This is a genomic window from Amycolatopsis sp. NPDC051071 (assembly GCF_040682875.1).
Classification (GTDB): domain Bacteria; phylum Actinomycetota; class Actinomycetes; order Mycobacteriales; family Pseudonocardiaceae; genus Amycolatopsis.
On sequence record NZ_JBFBBY010000003.1, the window covers coordinates 32,807 to 48,237 of the forward strand.

Genomic DNA, 15,431 nt, shown 5'->3' on the forward strand with positions numbered 1-15,431 from the left:
CAAGATGGGCGCTGTTACAAGGGATGCACCAAGGCATCACCTGGGGAAATAGTCACAGATTGGCCGATCCATGCCTCAACGTGCCCTCGCTCTGGCCGTACTCTGCGCTGTCTCGCTGATGGTCGTCCTCGACGGCTCGATCGTCGCCGTCGCGCTGCCCGCGATCCAGAACGACCTCGGCTTCACACCGTCCACCCTGGCCTGGGTGGTCAACGCCTACCTGATCGCCTTCGCCGGGCTGCTGCTGTTGTCCGGCAGACTCGGCGACCTGATCGGCCGAAAACGGGTCTTCCTTGCCGGGCTCAGTGTGTTCACCCTCGCGTCACTGCTGTGCGGGATCGCGCAGGACCAGACCCAGCTCATCGTGTTCCGCTTCCTGCAGGGCGCGGGCGGCGCCCTCGCGTCGGCCGTCGTACTCGGCATGATCACCACGCTCTACCCGGAACCGCGGGCGCGGGCGAAGGCCATCGGCGTCTACAGCTTCACCCAGGCCGCAGGAGCTTCGATCGGGCTCATCGCGGGCGGGACGCTCACCCAGCTTCTCGATTGGCACTGGACGTTCTTCATCAACCTGCCGATCGGCGTGGTGGCGCTGGTGCTGGCCGTCCGGCTGCTGGCGGACGATCGCGGAGCCGGACCGCGTGGCGGCACCGACATCATCGGCGCCGGACTGGTCACCGGTGGGCTGATGCTGCTGGTCTACACGATCGTCAAGGCCGAGGAATACACGTGGGCCGACACCCGCACGCTCGCGCTGCTTGCCGTGTCCCTGCTGCTGCTCGCCGGTTTCGTGCTCCGGCAGGCCAGAGCGCGAAACCCGTTGCTGCCGCTGCGGATCTTCCGCTCGCGGGCGGTGTCCGGGGCGAATACGGTGATGGTGCTGATGGTCGCCGGATTGTTCGGCTTCCAGTTCATCACCGCGCTCTACCTGCAGCGGGTACTTCAGCTCGACGCGCTGAGCACCGGCTTCGCGTTCCTCCCCGCCCCGGTCTCGATCGCGGTGATGTCGCTGGTCTTCGCCGAGAAACTGAATCACCGCTTCGGGGCGCGGGCGGTGCTCGTCACCGGGCTCTCCCTGGTCGCGGTGGCGCTCGGCTTCCTCGCCACGGTCGAAGCGGACGGAAACTACGTGGTGGACGTCCTCCCCGCGCTCGTCCTGATGGGCGTCGGGTTCGGCGCGGCGATGCCGGCGCTGATGGGCCAGGCGATGTCCGGGGCCGCTCCCGCCGACGCCGGGGTCGCCTCCGGGCTGATCAACACCACCCAGCAGATCGGTGCCGCCATCGGGACCGCTGTCCTCGCGACGGCGGCCGCGTCCCGCACCAGTTCCCTGATGGCCGAGGGCACAGCCGTACCCGAGGCGCTGACCAGCGGCTACCGGACGGCGTACGCCCTGAGCGCGGGCCTGCTCGCGCTCGCCGTCTTCGTCTCCGCGGTGGTACTGCGCGAGCGGAAGCCTCAGGAGGTGATCGTCGCGTAGGCCCACTCGGAGACCTCCACGCCGAGGCGTACCTCGGCGTCGCCTCCGGGGTTCCACACCCCGCTGCCGCCGAACGCGACCATCCCGCCGGTCTTGCCGGTGTATTGGGAAAGCACCACCCACATCCCGTGTCCGGTCGCGACGCCGACCTGGTCGAGCAGCCGGTCTTCCTCGCCCTCGCTGAAGAGCGCACTGAGCACGTAGACCTCGGCACCGGCTTCGGCGAGTTCCTGCGGATGGTCCGGATTGGCGGCGTCGAGGCAGATCGCGAGTCCGAGCCGCCTGCCCGCGACCTCGACGATCACCTGCCGCGTACCCGGTTCGAAGAGCTCCTCTTCGCTATTGTGGAGATTGCGTTTCGCATAGGTGGCAACGGTTTCGCCGCTCGGGCCGAGGACGAGCGAGCCGATGTGCCGCCGTCCGTCCGCCAGGAGCGGAAGCCCGATGACGGCATGGACGCCGGCGGCCCGGCAAGCCTCCCGGAGCGGTTCGAGGCGCGGGTCGTCCGGGGTCAGCCAGAGCCCCGGATCGGCGGCGAGCGCGTCGAACTCCAAGCCGGTGAGGGAAAGTTCGGGGAAGACGCAGAGATCGGCCTCCGCGACCCGGAGCAGCCGGGCGTGTTCGGCGATGTTCGCGGAAAGATCCGCCGGGACGGTGAACGGCTGCACGGTGGCGACACGCATGACCGGAGCCTAGCCCGCCAGCGCTCCCAGATACCCCCGTAATCCGTGTTGTCCCCGTCGCATCATGAGTGCGTGGTTGATCCGGAACACCGGCCTGGCGATGCGATCGAGCTTGCGCAGCAACGGTTTCCGCGCCTCGACCTCCTGGGTGATCTCCAAGCGGGTCCCGTCCCCGTCCGGGCTCAGCTCGCCGTCCAGTGTCCCTTCGAGATCGCCGCTGAGCAGGACCCGCACCCGGCCCGCACCCTCGTCCTGCTGGTCGCGATGCATCCGCAGGGTCAGCTCGTACGGCAACCGGGATCGGCAGACGAGTTCGGCGGTGTCTTCGTCGACCTGGCTCACCGAACGGACGTCACGCCACCACAGCGGATACGCGGCGAGGTCGACGACGGCGTCGAAGACCGCCTTGGGCGAGGCGGGCAGCATCCACGTGTCGCGGAAGCGGTACCTACCGCCTCCGCGGCCCGTGTGCGCACTCGTCATACCCGCGCCGACACCAGGTTGCGGCCGTCCATGGTCACGACGTCGACCGAGGCCACGTCGTCGGGAGCGACCAGTGCGGAACCGTCGATCCCGGTGCCTTCCTTTTCGCCCTTCGCCGAAACCAGCCAGCTGCCGGCGTTGATCCGCTCACCGTTCTTGGTCACCACGACCAGCTGGCACTTCTCGCCTTCGCGGACACCTTCGGCCTTGGCGTGCAACCGCACCCAGCCCACCGCCGGAACGACCCGGACCGCCAGCCGCGTACCCGTGTCCTGATCGGTGGCCGCGAGATCGCGGGTTCCCGGCACCGGGGCCGTCGCCGTCGGCACCGGCAATGCCACCGTCGACGGCTCTGGCGCGGTCTGTCTACCGACCAGCACACCCGCGCCCAGCGCCACGACGACCAGCACGGCCGCACCGGCCACGGCGAGGAACCGCCGCGGTTTGCGTTCCTCGGCGCCTTCTTCTTCGCGGACCTGCCGCAGCGTGCGCTGCAGGAGCAGATCGCCTCCGTCCGGCGGCCCGTCGAGGAACGCCTCCGGCGGCACCTCGTCGAGGTGGAATCGCAGCTCACCCAGCTCCCGCACCTCGCGACGGCACGCGGAGCAGTTCGCCAGATGCGTCTCGAACGCGGCCGCCTCCGCCGGGTCGAGACCACCGAGGACGTAGGCGGCGATCTGGCCCTGGTCGTGTCCCACCGCACTCATCGCGCCACCTCCCTTCCGGTTCCCGACATCACGGCTCTGAGCGCGCGTAACGCGTAATAAGATCTCGACTTAACGGTACCCGGGGCCACGCCAAGGGATCTCGCCGCTTCGGCCACCGTCCGGCCCCGGTAGTAGATCTCCACCAGTACCTCACGGTGTTCCGCGGACAGGCCGTCCATCGCCCCGAGCACGGCCATCGAGTCCACGACGCTCTGCGCGTGATCCCGCTGGACCGCCGGGGCAGGCACGCCTTCTTCGGGTTCCGCCACTTCCGGTGGCCTTGCCGCCCTGGCCCGCGCGCGGTCGGTGATGATGTTGCGGGCGACCGTGAGCAGCCAGCCCCGCACCGATCCCTTCCCGTCGTTCTCCAGGTCTTCGGCATGCTTCCAGGCCCGGACCAAGGTCTCCTGCACGACGTCTTCCGCCGCCGCGCGATCCCCGGTCAGCCGCGTCGCGTACGCCAGCAGGCTTCTCCCGTGTTCGGCGTACAAGTGCCGGACCAGGTCCTCGCCCTTGGCCTTCTTCGGCCGCCGGCCTCCGATCGCCACTCGTGTCCTTCCGACGGTCTTCTGGGTCGGCGAGGACAGTACTGCAACCCGCGGGGGCGAGGTGGATCGTTCGGCGCGCGCCGCGATCGAACTGTGCATCGGCACCGGCCTCTCCTCGGTTTTCCATGGCCGCCTCCTCTTGCCTCCCACACGGCCGTGCTCGCGGGACGGTTCAACCGGGTTTTCCGGGCTCTTGTCGATCACCGGGCGCGCTCGTATGCTGACGCCTCCGGATCCCGCCGCCGCCTGATTCCCGGGAGGCTGAGGCGTGCCAAGGAAACTGGCTGCCGTTTTGCTCGCGGTTCTTTTCGCGGCCGGTTGCGCCGAGGAGCCCGGTTTCACCGCGACGCTCTCAAATCCGGTGAGCGTCGACCTGAGCTGGCCCGACGACGACCCGGACGTCGCGGGCCGGATTGTCGAATACACCACCGATCCGAACGGCGAGTACACGATCCTGCAGTTCGTTCCGCCACGGCGGACGAGCTACCGGCATCCGGACCTGATCCCGGAAACGCGGTTCTACTACCGGATCCGGCCGTTCTACGGCCCCGTTTCGGAGGCTGTCACCGTTTCCGGCCCCACGACGGCCACCGCTGCCGGGCCTGCGGTGCCGCTGCGTTCGGGCGGACAGGGAGCGGCTCCGGCGGCGTTCCGGGCGGAGCCCGCACCCGAAGAGATGGTGCGGTTCACCTGGGACGACCGGTCGACCGACGAGGACGGTTTCCTCGTGGAGATCAAGAAACCCGGCTCTCCGGACTTCGTGCCGATCGAGATGTCGGAGCCGGGAACCACGACAGCCGGGCTCGCGACGATGCCGGGTGAGGAGGGCTCTTCGTACCGGCTGCGTGCCTTCTACTACGGACCCGCTTCGCCGGTGCTGGACCGGACGACGGGGAAGGGCTGAGCTCCCCCTCCCGATGCCATGAACGGCCCGTTACTGGCAAAATTCGCCAGTAACGGGCCGTTCATGGCATTTACCTGGTTCAGTCCAGAACGGTCTTCAGGAACTCACCCGTGTAGCTCTCCTCCACCGAAGCGACGTACTCCGGCGTCCCCTCGGCGATCACGGTGCCACCACCGGAACCACCTTCGGGGCCCATGTCGATGACCCAGTCCGAGGTTTTGATGACATCGAGGTTGTGCTCGATGACGATCACCGTGTTGCCCTTGTCCACCAGCCCGTTGATCACCCCGATCAGCTTGCTGATGTCCTCGAAGTGCAGACCGGTGGTCGGCTCGTCGAGGATGTAGACCGTCTTGCCGGTGGACCGCTTCTGCAGCTCGCTGGCGAGCTTGACGCGCTGCGCCTCGCCACCGGACAGCGTCGGCGCGGGCTGGCCGAGCCGGACGTAGCCGAGGCCGACGTCGACAAGGGTGGCCAGGTGCCGGTGGATCGCCTTGATCGGCTCGAAGAACTCGGCCGCTTCTTCGATCGGCATGTTCAGCACGTCGGAGACGGTCTTGCCCTTGTAGTGCACCTCGAGGGTCTCCCGGTTGTACCGGTCGCCCTTGCACACCTCGCACGGGACGTAGACGTCCGGCAGGAAGTTCATCTCGATCTTGATCGTGCCGTCACCGGCGCACGCCTCGCACCGGCCGCCCTTGACGTTGAAGGAGAACCGGCCCTGCTGGTAGCCGCGGACCTTCGCCTCGGTGGTCGCGGCGAACAGCTTGCGGACGTGGTCCCATACGCCGGTATAGGTCGCCGGGTTGGACCGCGGGGTGCGGCCGATCGGCGACTGGTCGACGCGGACCAGCTTGTCCACGGCGGCGAGGCCGTTGATCCGGGTGTGCCGCCCGGGGACCTGACGCGCGCCGTTGAGCTTGTTCGCCAGCACCGTCGCGAGGATGTCGTTGACCAGCGTGGACTTGCCGGAACCGGAGACGCCGGTGACCGAAACGAGGCAGCCGAGCGGGAACGACACGTCGAGACCGCGCAGGTTGTGCTCACGCGCGCCGACGACGGTCAGCTGCCGCTTCTTGTCGACCGGTCGCCGGATCGCCGGGATCTCGATCTTGCTGCGGCCCGAAAGGTAGGCACCGGTGATCGATTCCTTGTTCTTCAGAATTTTCTTGTACGGTCCACTGTGGACGATGTGGCCGCCGTGCTCGCCCGCGCCGGGGCCGATGTCGACGACCCAGTCGCTGGAGCGGATGGTGTCCTCGTCGTGCTCGACCACGATCAGTGTGTTGCCCAGGTCGCGCAGCCGGACCAGCGTCTCGATCAGCCGGTGGTTGTCCCGCTGGTGCAGCCCGATCGACGGCTCGTCCAGCACGTACAGCACGCCGACCAGGCCGGAGCCGATCTGGGTCGCCAGCCGGATCCGCTGCGCCTCGCCACCGGACAGCGTCCCGGAGGCACGGTCGAGCGAGAGGTAGTTGAGCCCGACGTCGAGCAGGAACCGCAGCCGCGCCTGGATCTCCTTGAGCACCGCGCCGGCGATCACCGTCTCACGTTTGCCGAGTTCCAGCTCTTCGAGGAACTGCGACGCTTCCGCGATCGAGAGGGCGCAGACCTCGGCGATCGAACGGTCGCCCTTTGTCTTGTGTTCGAGGGTGACCGCGAGGATCTCCGGCTTGAGCCGCGTGCCCTGGCAGGCCGGGCACGGGACCTCGCGCATGTAGCCCTCGTACCGCTCGCGCATGTACTCGGACTCGGTCTGCTCCTGGCGCCGCTCGAGGAACGGGATGACACCCTCGAAGCTCGCGTAATAGGAACGCTGGCGGCCGTAGCGGTTCTTGTAACGGACGTGGACCTGATCGTCGACGCCGTGCAGGACGGCCTTCTGGATCTTCGCCGGCAGCTTGCGCCACGGGGTGTCCATCCGGAAGCCGACGGTCTCCGAAAGCGATTCGAGCAGGCGGATGAAGTAGTCCGCGCTCTGGCCGCCCGCCCACGGCGCGATGGCGCCCTCGCCGAGCGACATCTCGTCGTCCGGCACCACGAGTTCCGGGTCGACCTCCTTGCGGACGCCGATGCCGGAGCATTCGGGGCAGGCGCCGTAGGGCGCGTTGAACGAGAACGACCGCGGCTCGAGGTCCTCGATCGCCAGCGGATGGCCGTTGGGGCAGGCGAGGTTCTCGGAGAAGCCGCGGATGCGGTGCGGATCGTTCTCCGGCAGGTCGACGAATTCCAGCTCGATCAGGCCGTCTGCGAGGCGAAGCGCCGTCTCGACCGAGTCGGTGAGCCGCTGCTGCGAACTCGCCTTCACCGAGAGCCTGTCGATGATGACGGCGATCTGGTGCTTCTCCTGCTTCTTCAGCTTCGGCGGGTCGGTGAGCGGGTAAATCGTCCCGTCCACCACGACCCGCGCGTAGCCCTGCTGCTGCAGGTTCTCGAAGAGGTCGAGGTACTCCCCCTTGCGTCCGCGCACGACCGGCGCGAGCACCTGGAAGCGGGTGCCCTCGTCCATGGCGAGCACCTGGTCGACGATCTGCTGCGGGGTCTGCTTGCTGATCGCCTCGCCGCACTGCGGGCAGTGCGCCTTGCCGGCGCGGGCGTAGAGCAGGCGCAGGTAGTCGTAGACCTCGGTGATGGTGCCGACGGTCGAACGCGGGTTGCGCGAGGTGGATTTCTGGTCGATCGACACCGCGGGCGAAAGACCCTCGATGAAGTCGACGTCCGGCTTGTCCATCTGGCCGAGGAACTGGCGCGCGTACGCCGACAGCGACTCGACGTAGCGACGCTGCCCTTCGGCGAAGATGGTGTCGAAGGCGAGGCTCGACTTTCCGGACCCGGACAGACCGGTGAACACGATCAGGCTGTCGCGGGGCAGGTCGAGATCCACACCGCGGAGGTTGTGCTCGCGGGCGCCGCGAACAACGAGGCGATCAGCCACGCCAGGGTCCCTTCAGGTTTCATTCTCAGCTGCGGTCGCCGTCCCGGTAAAGAGCTGCACGGGCGGCCGCCACCATGCTACGAGGCACCACCGACAGAAACTGATTCCGAGTCCTTGACCTGCGGTTTTCCGGGCTCTACGGGGCGGTCGCGGCGGCGGGCGGTCAGCCATCGGTGGATCGGCCGTTCCACTCCCGCGGTGATCGCCCAGCCCCCCAGCACGGCGGCGGCCAGCACGAGCGGGAGGCGTAGCCAGCCGGGGACCCCGACGTTCAGCAGGGTGCGGGCCAGGATGTAACCCAATTCCTGGTGCACCAGATAAAGACCATACGAGATGCCCGCGAGCCAGGTGACAGCCGGGGCGATCCGGGCCATTCCGGGGACCCGCCAGTCCGGCCCGCGCGCGGCCAGGCACACCAGCAGGAGCATGATCGCGAACCCGATGGCCGACGGCCAGCGTTCGGGATCGTTCGGGAGTGCCTGATGGAACGGGAAGACCTGCAGGTCCTGCGCGGAAAAGGCGGCGAGCACGAAGAGCGCCAGATGCCAGTGCGCCAGCCGTCGTCTCGACCACAGCCAGATCGCGATCCCGACCGCGAAAAGGTGTACCCGGTGCAGGCCGAGACCGTAAAAGAGGGTCTCCACGAACCGGGGGCTGGAAACCGGGTCGAACACGACGAACCGGAGGAAGAGCGGGACCAGGATCAGCGTCCACAGCAGCCCCACGGTGAGCCGATGGGTGCGTCGGCGGCGTGGCCACAACAGGGCCGCCGCGGTGAAGGCCATCAGCTGGACCGGCAGCGTCCAGTAGGCGCCGTCGAGGTAGTAGAAGAGCTCGTAACGCCAGCCCCACTCCTGGACCATGCCCAGGTTGGCGAGCAGATCGGCCCAGCCGGGGACGTACCACGGCGACGGGTCGGTGGGCGGCCCTTGCGGGACGCCGAACAGGAACCCGGTGACGCCGGGCGGGAACGGCAGGCCGCTGAACCGGATCGTCGCGTACCGGGCGACGACGTAGGTGACGATCACCGCGGCCAGATACGCGGGCACCAGCCGGGCGATCCGGCTCCGCAGCCACCGCCCAGGTTCACCCTTTCGAAGGCTCGCGCACACGAAGAAGGCGGAAATCACCAAAAGTATGGCCGCACCGAACTGCGCGGTGACCCGAACGGGGTACCCCGTCAGTTCAGGATGCAACAGAGCACCCTGATGAGTGACATGCCCGAGGGTGACCGCGAACACGGCGACCACGCGAAGGACGTCCCAGCTGATCTTGCGTGGAGTGCGTGTCACTGTCGAAGGGTCGGGCACGGGTGTCCTGTGGCTCGGCTGGCAAGGCGACGCGAGCCTACGTGTCATGGCTGTGCGGCGCCTGTGCGGGTGGAACCGATTGCAGGGGAACGACTACCGTGTGCGCTGTGAACATCGTCGAGACGTACACCGGACATGTCGAGCCCGGCGGTGACGCCGCCCGTCGCACCCTGGACGCACTCACCATCACGAAGCTGTCGGTCGGTCCGATGGACAACAACGCGTACCTTCTCGTCTGCCGCGCCGACAACGAGGCACTGCTGATCGACGCCGCGAACGACCCGGACCGGATCTCCGACCTCATCGGCCACGGCCCCGACCGGCCCGCGCTGAAAACCGTCGTGACCACCCACCAGCACCAGGATCACTGGCAGGCCCTCGGCGCCGTCGCCGGCGCGAACGGCTCGAACACCGCCGCCCACCCCCTGGACGCCGAGCCGCTGCCGATCCCCCCGGACTTCCTCGTCGAACACGGCGACACGGTCAAGGTCGGCCAGACCACCCTCGAGGTGATCCACCTGCGCGGCCACACCCCCGGCTCGATCGCACTCCTCTACCGCGACCCGGCCGGGCACCCGCACCTGTTCACCGGCGACTCACTGTTCCCCGGCGGCGTCGGCAAGACGAACTCGCCGGAGGACTTCAAGTCACTGGTCGATGACGTGTCCTCGCGGATCTTCGATGAGCTGCCGGATGAGACGTGGTTCTACCCGGGGCACGGGGATGACTCGACGCTGGGTGAGCAGCGTCCGCACGTGGCGGAGTGGCGCGAACGCGGCTGGTGAGGCAACGGGGTTACGCGGAGTACGCTCCGGTTGCGCTCGATCGTGTCTCAATCGGGGCTCGTACTCGCGAGCGGCACGGTCAGACTGGAAGCTGTCGCCGCAGTCCTTGCGGCGTGGCGTCTTCGAACGATGGCACCTACGTCTGGGGCAGCCCTAGCGGGAACGCACCTGCTCAGACACCGACGACCTCGACCATGCTGCCCAGGCCTTTGAAGTCGTCTTCGTTCCGGGTATACAGCGGTAGCGCTCGCGACGACGCGATGGCGGCGATCATCAAATCCATCCGCCGGGGCTTTGGGTCCCGGTTCGCCGCAAGAACCAGCGCGACCAGCGTTCCATAACGGGCGGCCGCATCGCCATCGAACGGCAACGGGGCGAAATCGACGATGGCGGCACCGAGCTTCTCGGTACGCGCCGCTCGGACGGCAGCCCCCTTCGCCATCGCGACTCCCTGATGTAACTCAGCCATGGTGACAGCGGTGAGTTCCGGGATCTTCGGCAGCGCCGCAGGGTCAAGCAGACCAAGGTCGATGTAAGTACAGGTGTCGAGCACACCAGCTTCGTGACGCTCAGCCAAGACTCTGCTCCCACACGTCGTCAGAACCAACACGGTCTTCGGTACCGAAGACCTCGTCAGCTTCTTGCCGCATCTGGGCCGCTTCGACCTTCGGCAACCCTCGATGCCTCTGGACCAGCTCCTCAGCGGTCAGACGCCGCCTACGAGATATCGGACGCAGCTCAGCCACTTCGACACCGTTGCGAGTGACGTGGTAAACCTCGCCAGCCTCGACAGCATCCATGACGGCAGCGGAGTTGTTACGAAACTCGCGCTGAGTGATCACCTTCATGAGATGAGTGTAGCCAGGTGTAGCTCACAGGGCTACACCTGAGCTGCCCTGTGGACCGTTGACGCGATACGCTGTCCCCAGGCGGCGTAGGCAAGACGAACTCGCCGGAGGACTTCAAGTCACTGGTCGACGACGTGTCCTCGCGCCTTTTCGATGAGCTGGCGGATGAGACGTGGTTCTACCCCGGTCATGGGGACGACTCGACGTTGGGTGAGCAGCGTCCGCACGTGGCGGAGTGGCGCGAACGCGGCTGGTGAGCTGACGACGTTCCCAAACGGGGCTGCCTAAAACATAGGCAGCCCCGTTTCGTTTGCACTGAAACCGGACGGGCCTCATCGAGAGGCCGACATGACCGTTCTACTACCCATTCTCGCCGCCATCGGCCGGGGGCTTCTTCACGGGCTGATCACTCGGCAGGCCACTCGTACGTCAGCTCGTACAGGTTCGCCGGAAGGACGATGTCGTTCATCTCCAGAGGCCTGTCGTTCGTGCTGTAGGCGACGCGGGTGATCGTCATGACCGGCACGCCGCCCGGAAGCTGTAGAAGCGTCACTTCGTCAGGCTTTGGCATTCGGGCGCCAACGTGTTCGGCGAAGGCGCCGATCATGTGACCGGCCTCTTCGAGCCGTGCGTAAGCGCCACCTTCGCCGGTGTTGACCTTCTCGATCAGGGTGCCGCGCGTCAGTTCGCGAGGAAGGCGCGACACCGCGAGCTGAGCAACCAGCCCATCGGCCCGCATCACCCGATCTCTCACGGTCAGTTCGGTTCCGACGTCCACCCGGAGGAACTCGGCCGCTCGCTCATCGGCGCGCTCGAAACGGACCTTGATGTTGCTCGAAGCGGCAAAGCCCTTCGCCGCGGCCTCCGCCAGGAAGGCGCCTTCGTTCCGTTCGCGTGCTGCACGCGACAACCGCGACCGCGCTAGACGCTGGATATTCGACGGCGGCCGGACGAACACGCCGCGTCCGTGTTCGACGTTGACCACGCCTTCGGAGCGAAGCAGGTTGACCGCTTCGCGGACGGTCGGCCGAGAAACGCCGTAGGTATCGATCAGTTCGCGTTCACTCGGAAGCTTGGCGCCAGGTGGGTACTCACCGGCGTGGATCTTCTTCCGAAGATCGGTCGCGACTTGCCGGAACGCTGGCACTCCACTCGTGCGATCCATCATGGCAAGCATTCTCCACTCGCCAGCTCGTCTTGACCAGTTGCCCGGCACATGTCACCTTTAAATGGTCAAGACGTCATGACGAGTAACGGTGAGGATGTAGCCATGGGGACGAGCGTCACCGAAGCGGCGGGCTTGAGTCGGGTCACCGAAGCCGACTACGCACAGCGCTACTACACCGACGACGGTTTGGTTCACGACTACCTCAAGCGCGAGCTTGCCGATCCCGGCTTCGTCCACCTGACTCCGTGGTGCCAACGGGGGAACCTCTTGCCCGCTCAGCACTTGCGGCGGAAGGTCGACAGACACCCGGTCGCGCGGCACTCCAAGCACCAGCTCTGCCCGCCGTGCGTCCATGAGCGTCACGAGATGCGGCAGGGACGGCCGTCGTGAAGACCGAAAACCCTCCGGCCGTTGTCATGACTCGCAACGCTCGGCCGTTGCCGGACGAGAAATGCCCGTGTGGCAACGAACCGTCATGGGTCAGGGTCGAGACCTATGACGACGGAACCGAAGTCCGTGTGCCTGTCTGCGGGTACTGGCCATGAGCGTCGTCCTGTACCTCGATCAGGCCCGGCTTCAACCGGTCCTCGACGATGCCTGGCACCGGGTCGCCATGATCAGCTTCACCGGCGGGACTCTGACGACCCTGTGCGGCGAGACCGACGACATCGAGTACAAGCCCGCCGCACTGCGCCCCGGGGCGCTCAAGACGTGTTGGGAATGCGACACGGCCTATCGGCGAAGCCACAACATCGCTTCGCCGCCGGGCGGACGGCACACCTGATCCCCCGGTCGACGTGCCTGCCCCTCGCTCGTGCGCCGACCGGGTTCCAGACCACCGCGTCCCGACAGAAGGCACGGTGAGGGCCCCTGGCGAGCGGGCCCGCATGGGGAGCGAGGTCCCGGCGAGGCAGCAACCCGCCGGGGCCTCGCGTCCCGCACCAACGACAGGATGGCAATGCTGAACAACGACATCGCGGTGCACGATCTGGGCGAGACACTCCGGCGGGAATACGAGGACGGGGCGACGATCGCCAATCTCAAGGCTCGCCATGGCCTCACCTATCACCGGGCGCGGGTGCTGCTGCTGGCGGCAGGCACGACGCTACGCAAGAACGGCCTGTCACCAGTCGTACCGGCGTTGCGGAGCATGGTGATCGCCTACGAACACGGGATGACCATCCCCGAGGTCGCCACAAGCTTCGGCTTCACGTACAGCGTGATGCGGCGGAAGCTGATCGCGGCGGGAGTCACGCCCCGGCGGAAAGGCCGTCGGCTTGTTAGGCCGACGGCCTCGTCTTCGGCCTCCGCTACTTCGCCGCCCGAAGGGTGGCCAATACGCTGACCGCCGCTTGACGCGCGGCGTCGCACGGGTCCTTCTTGCCGATGTTGCCCTCGGACTGCTCCGCCGTGACGGTAACGGTCTGGTCGTCGCTCGTGCCGAGCGCGACCGCGCATCCGCCCTCGGCGCGCTTGGCAAGCACCTCGTACGCGGTCACGGGGTAGCCCTCGATCGGTTCAAGCGGTTCGACGATCTTGTAGGCGCCGCCCTTGGCGGCGTAGACGGCAGCCGTCCCGCCGTCCGGCCCGTTGCCGATGACCACGTTGATCGAAGGACGCGTCGTGGACGGGGTGACCCACACACACGCAGGTCCTGCCGACTCATTCCGCGGCGTGGCCTCGACTTTCGGCCCGATGAGGTCTTGGGCCTGCGTGCTGGTGAGAGCGTCGCACGGTACCTGCCGGAACCGGGTGAGATCGATCGGCACGCTCACCTTGGGTACATCAGGCCCGGGCACCTGGCCGGCCCAACTCGACGGCGCCGGGCTGGTCCCGCCCACCGACGGTGTCGGGTTTCCATCGTTCGGAGTGGAGCAGGCCGTCAGGAACAGCGCTGCCGCGCCGAGGACCAGGATCGTGCGTCGCCTCACTAGATGCCCTTCGACTGCTGGTTGATGTCCTCGGTGGCCCGCTCCTCGGCGGTGGCGTACCTGCCGAGCGCGACCACGTACTTATCCGCCATCGTCTCGCAGTAGGCGACGCGTTCCCGCAGAGCCGTGATGAGCGCCTCGCCAGAAGATCGGACGAGTTGGGCGTTATCCCCGCTCGCGTACTCGGCGCCCGGCGGCTGTGCCTTGGCGATGTGCCCCGCGTCCACGATGTCATTCCGGTATTCCTGGGCGAGATCCCGCCACTCCTTGACGAGTTCGTGCAGGGTGGCCTCGTCGTACTTGAACCCCGCACCCTCCGGAAGAGGCTCGCCGTATGACCCACCGGCGGGCGGGGCCTTGCAGACCGCGCCCGGGTCGAAACCTGGCTGGTAGGCAGGCGCTCCCTCAGGCATGGGTTACCCTTCTGCCCGAAAGACACCACCTCGAAACGACCGCCATCGCGGAACCCCTCCCCTAATGTTCATCTCGATCGTCCCTCGACGGCCGAGCATAGGGCATCGTTCCGCGACCAGGGGGCTACTCAGCGAAGTCGCTGTTCGCGCGCTCACCCGAAACGCAGAAAAGACCCTACCCTCCGCCATACGGGAGGGTGGGGCCTTGTGCTGTGAGTCAGCGCTTCCGAGACATCTTCGGCTTCTCGCCGCCTTCGGGCTCGCCGTATGCGGCGACGATGGCCGCCTCGGCCGGGACGTTCGCCATGGCGACCTCGTCGCCTTTGAACTGCTCGACGATGCCAGCCTCGGCAGGCATGTCGGGCGGCTTCGGACCGTTCGCCCACGCCGCGTTGTCCGGGTGGGCGGGATTGAACTGGGCGCTGGGGTGATACTCCTGCTCGCTCATGGGCGGGCTCCTTTCATCGCGCGGTGTCACGCCTTCGCGGCGAGCGCGGCCAGCACACGGTCGAGCTTCGCCGCCAGTTCGGCCTGCACCTTCTCGATCGCACTGAACCGACTGTCGTGTTCCTGCTTGAAGTCGATGGCGTCCTTGTTCGACGCGCGGAGGAAGTCGACCGGTGTGAGTCTGATGTGCGGGTACTTCTTGGACGGGAAGCCGGGGAACCCGGCCTTGACGTCCTCGGTGCCCGTCAGCTGGCCATAGATTCGTTTGAGCATGAGCTTTTCGTCGGGAGTCAATTCGTCCTCCTGGTCCGGGGTTCCTCCGAGGTGCCACGCCTGGTCGTCGTCGCCGGTCGCGCCCGCCTTCACCGAAAGGTGCAGGTGCTTGGTGTGCGGGTTGTCGCCGGTGTAGGGCTTCCACCCGATGCCCAGGCGTCCAGATGCGGCCGTTCCAGATCACGTACTGACCGGCGAGTACTTCATCGCCGCCACCGCGACTTCGGCCGCCGCGCACAACAGCGCCGGGAATCCGACCTATCCCGGGCCGCAGAAGTTCCGGACCCGCAACCTGCGCAACGTCATGGCGGTCGCGGTCACCGGCGACTACGAAGGCGTTCTGTCCATCGGTCTCGGCGTCCGGTCCAGGACACCCGTCACCGTTGATCACGAGCGAGAATCCGTGAAGGTTTTTCGACCACCGAGCGGCTTTCGGTGATCAAAAGCCTTTTCGGATCCTTGCGTTGAAAATTCTCGCACGCCCGAAGAGGCATCTTTCGGGAAATCAGGTATCTG

Annotated in this window: 19 protein-coding genes and 2 pseudogenes; 8 read left to right on the forward strand and 13 right to left on the reverse strand. The window is 67.0% G+C overall.

All coding sequences use genetic code 11. The features are described 5' to 3' along the window. Positions 1–70: 70 nt before the first annotated feature. Complete coding sequence (locus tag AB0M65_RS01600; protein WP_364019741.1) at positions 71–1,480, forward strand: MFS transporter; 1,410 nt, start codon at positions 71–73, stop codon at positions 1,478–1,480. Here AB0M65_RS01600 and AB0M65_RS01605 read toward each other — a convergent pair. Genes AB0M65_RS01605 through AB0M65_RS01620 form a run of 4 tightly spaced genes read right to left on the reverse strand, consistent with a single transcriptional unit; the run spans position 1,459 to position 3,901 of the window. After that, on the reverse strand, positions 1,459–2,163 hold the full coding sequence (locus AB0M65_RS01605) for a carbon-nitrogen hydrolase family protein (RefSeq protein WP_364019744.1): 705 nt from the start codon (positions 2,161–2,163) through the stop codon (positions 1,459–1,461). The two genes, AB0M65_RS01600 and AB0M65_RS01605, sit on opposite strands and share 22 nt — an antisense overlap. Before the next feature lie 9 nt (positions 2,164–2,172). Then, positions 2,173–2,646, reverse strand: coding sequence for an SRPBCC family protein (locus AB0M65_RS01610; protein WP_364019747.1), 474 nt, complete (start codon positions 2,644–2,646; stop codon positions 2,173–2,175). Next, positions 2,643–3,353 (reverse strand): zf-HC2 domain-containing protein, encoded by a 711-nt coding sequence (locus AB0M65_RS01615; RefSeq protein WP_364019750.1) that lies wholly within the window; start codon positions 3,351–3,353, stop codon positions 2,643–2,645. Before AB0M65_RS01615 ends, AB0M65_RS01610 begins: the two co-directional genes overlap by 4 nt. Continuing rightward, a complete protein-coding gene (locus tag AB0M65_RS01620) occupies positions 3,350–3,901 on the reverse strand; it encodes a sigma-70 family RNA polymerase sigma factor (RefSeq protein ID WP_364019754.1) in 552 nt (183 codons plus the stop codon). The genes AB0M65_RS01615 and AB0M65_RS01620 overlap by 4 nt, the downstream gene beginning before the upstream one ends. 268 nt (positions 3,902–4,169) lie before the next feature. Between AB0M65_RS01620 and AB0M65_RS01625 the strand changes: the two genes are divergently transcribed. Beyond that, positions 4,170–4,805 (forward strand): fibronectin type III domain-containing protein, encoded by a 636-nt coding sequence (locus AB0M65_RS01625; protein ID WP_364019757.1) that lies wholly within the window; start codon positions 4,170–4,172, stop codon positions 4,803–4,805. 79 nt (positions 4,806–4,884) lie between these two features. Here AB0M65_RS01625 and uvrA read toward each other — a convergent pair whose 3' ends face one another. Together uvrA and AB0M65_RS01635 are read right to left on the reverse strand one after the other, a co-directional pair. Beyond that, a complete protein-coding gene (gene uvrA, locus AB0M65_RS01630; RefSeq protein WP_364019760.1) occupies positions 4,885–7,740 on the reverse strand; it encodes an excinuclease ABC subunit UvrA in 2,856 nt (951 codons plus the stop codon). Between the two features lie 77 nt (positions 7,741–7,817). After that, entirely contained in the window at positions 7,818–9,050 is a 1,233-nt protein-coding gene (locus AB0M65_RS01635; RefSeq protein WP_364019763.1) for an acyltransferase, read from the reverse strand. A gap of 107 nt (positions 9,051–9,157) precedes the next feature. On the opposite strand from AB0M65_RS01635, the gene AB0M65_RS01640 reads away from it, so the two are divergent. Beyond that, positions 9,158–9,835, forward strand: a complete 678-nt coding sequence (locus AB0M65_RS01640; RefSeq protein ID WP_364019766.1) for an MBL fold metallo-hydrolase — start codon at positions 9,158–9,160, stop codon at positions 9,833–9,835. Positions 9,836–10,007: 172 nt separating this feature from the next. Here the strand turns inward: AB0M65_RS01640 and AB0M65_RS01645 are convergent, their stop codons facing one another. Together AB0M65_RS01645 and AB0M65_RS01650 are read right to left on the reverse strand one after the other, a co-directional pair. Next, entirely contained in the window at positions 10,008–10,412 is a 405-nt protein-coding gene (locus AB0M65_RS01645; RefSeq protein ID WP_364019769.1) for a type II toxin-antitoxin system VapC family toxin, read from the reverse strand. Further along, positions 10,405–10,683 carry a type II toxin-antitoxin system prevent-host-death family antitoxin gene (locus AB0M65_RS01650; RefSeq protein ID WP_364019772.1) on the reverse strand — a complete coding sequence of 93 codons (279 nt, stop codon included), beginning with the start codon at positions 10,681–10,683 and terminating at the stop codon, positions 10,405–10,407. Before AB0M65_RS01650 ends, AB0M65_RS01645 begins: the two co-directional genes overlap by 8 nt. 65 nt (positions 10,684–10,748) lie before the next feature. On the opposite strand from AB0M65_RS01650, the pseudogene AB0M65_RS01655 reads away from it, so the two are divergent. Then, positions 10,749–10,940, forward strand: a pseudogene (locus tag AB0M65_RS01655) (MBL fold metallo-hydrolase); the annotation flags it as partial. Positions 10,941–11,089: 149 nt separating this feature from the next. Here the strand turns inward: AB0M65_RS01655 and AB0M65_RS01660 are convergent. Further along, on the reverse strand, positions 11,090–11,851 hold the full coding sequence (locus tag AB0M65_RS01660; RefSeq protein ID WP_364020030.1) for a GntR family transcriptional regulator: 762 nt from the start codon (positions 11,849–11,851) through the stop codon (positions 11,090–11,092). Between the two features lie 102 nt (positions 11,852–11,953). Here AB0M65_RS01660 and AB0M65_RS01665 point away from each other — a divergent pair, with 102 nt between their 5' ends. The 3 genes from AB0M65_RS01665 (at position 11,954) to AB0M65_RS01675 (ending at position 13,196) form a co-directional block, all read left to right on the forward strand. Beyond that, a complete protein-coding gene (locus AB0M65_RS01665; protein WP_364019774.1) occupies positions 11,954–12,241 on the forward strand; it encodes a hypothetical protein in 288 nt (95 codons plus the stop codon). 151 nt (positions 12,242–12,392) lie between these two features. Beyond that, on the forward strand, positions 12,393–12,635 hold the full coding sequence (locus AB0M65_RS01670; RefSeq protein ID WP_364019777.1) for a hypothetical protein: 243 nt from the start codon (positions 12,393–12,395) through the stop codon (positions 12,633–12,635). Between the two features lie 174 nt (positions 12,636–12,809). Next, the gene (locus AB0M65_RS01675; RefSeq protein WP_364019780.1) at positions 12,810–13,196 is read left to right on the forward strand and encodes a hypothetical protein; all 387 of its coding nucleotides are present in this window, start codon (positions 12,810–12,812) and stop codon (positions 13,194–13,196) included. Here the strand turns inward: AB0M65_RS01675 and AB0M65_RS01680 are convergent. The 4 genes from AB0M65_RS01680 to AB0M65_RS01695 form a co-directional block, all read right to left on the reverse strand. Next, positions 13,162–13,782, reverse strand: a complete 621-nt coding sequence (locus AB0M65_RS01680) for a DUF3558 domain-containing protein (RefSeq protein ID WP_364019783.1) — start codon at positions 13,780–13,782, stop codon at positions 13,162–13,164. The two genes, AB0M65_RS01675 and AB0M65_RS01680, sit on opposite strands and share 35 nt — an antisense overlap. Beyond that, complete coding sequence (locus AB0M65_RS01685; protein ID WP_364019786.1) at positions 13,782–14,195, reverse strand: hypothetical protein; 414 nt, start codon at positions 14,193–14,195, stop codon at positions 13,782–13,784. Before AB0M65_RS01685 ends, AB0M65_RS01680 begins: the two co-directional genes overlap by 1 nt. A 217-nt stretch (positions 14,196–14,412) precedes the next feature. Next, the gene (locus tag AB0M65_RS01690) at positions 14,413–14,643 is read right to left on the reverse strand and encodes a hypothetical protein (RefSeq protein WP_364019789.1); all 231 of its coding nucleotides are present in this window, start codon (positions 14,641–14,643) and stop codon (positions 14,413–14,415) included. Positions 14,644–14,669: 26 nt separating this feature from the next. After that, positions 14,670–14,936, reverse strand: coding sequence for a hypothetical protein (locus AB0M65_RS01695; RefSeq protein ID WP_364019791.1), 267 nt, complete (start codon positions 14,934–14,936; stop codon positions 14,670–14,672). A 166-nt stretch (positions 14,937–15,102) separates the two neighbouring features. Here AB0M65_RS01695 and AB0M65_RS01700 point away from each other — a divergent pair. Further along, positions 15,103–15,354 (forward strand): annotated as a pseudogene (locus AB0M65_RS01700) (hypothetical protein); the annotation flags it as partial. Between the last annotated feature and the right edge of the window lie 77 nt (positions 15,355–15,431).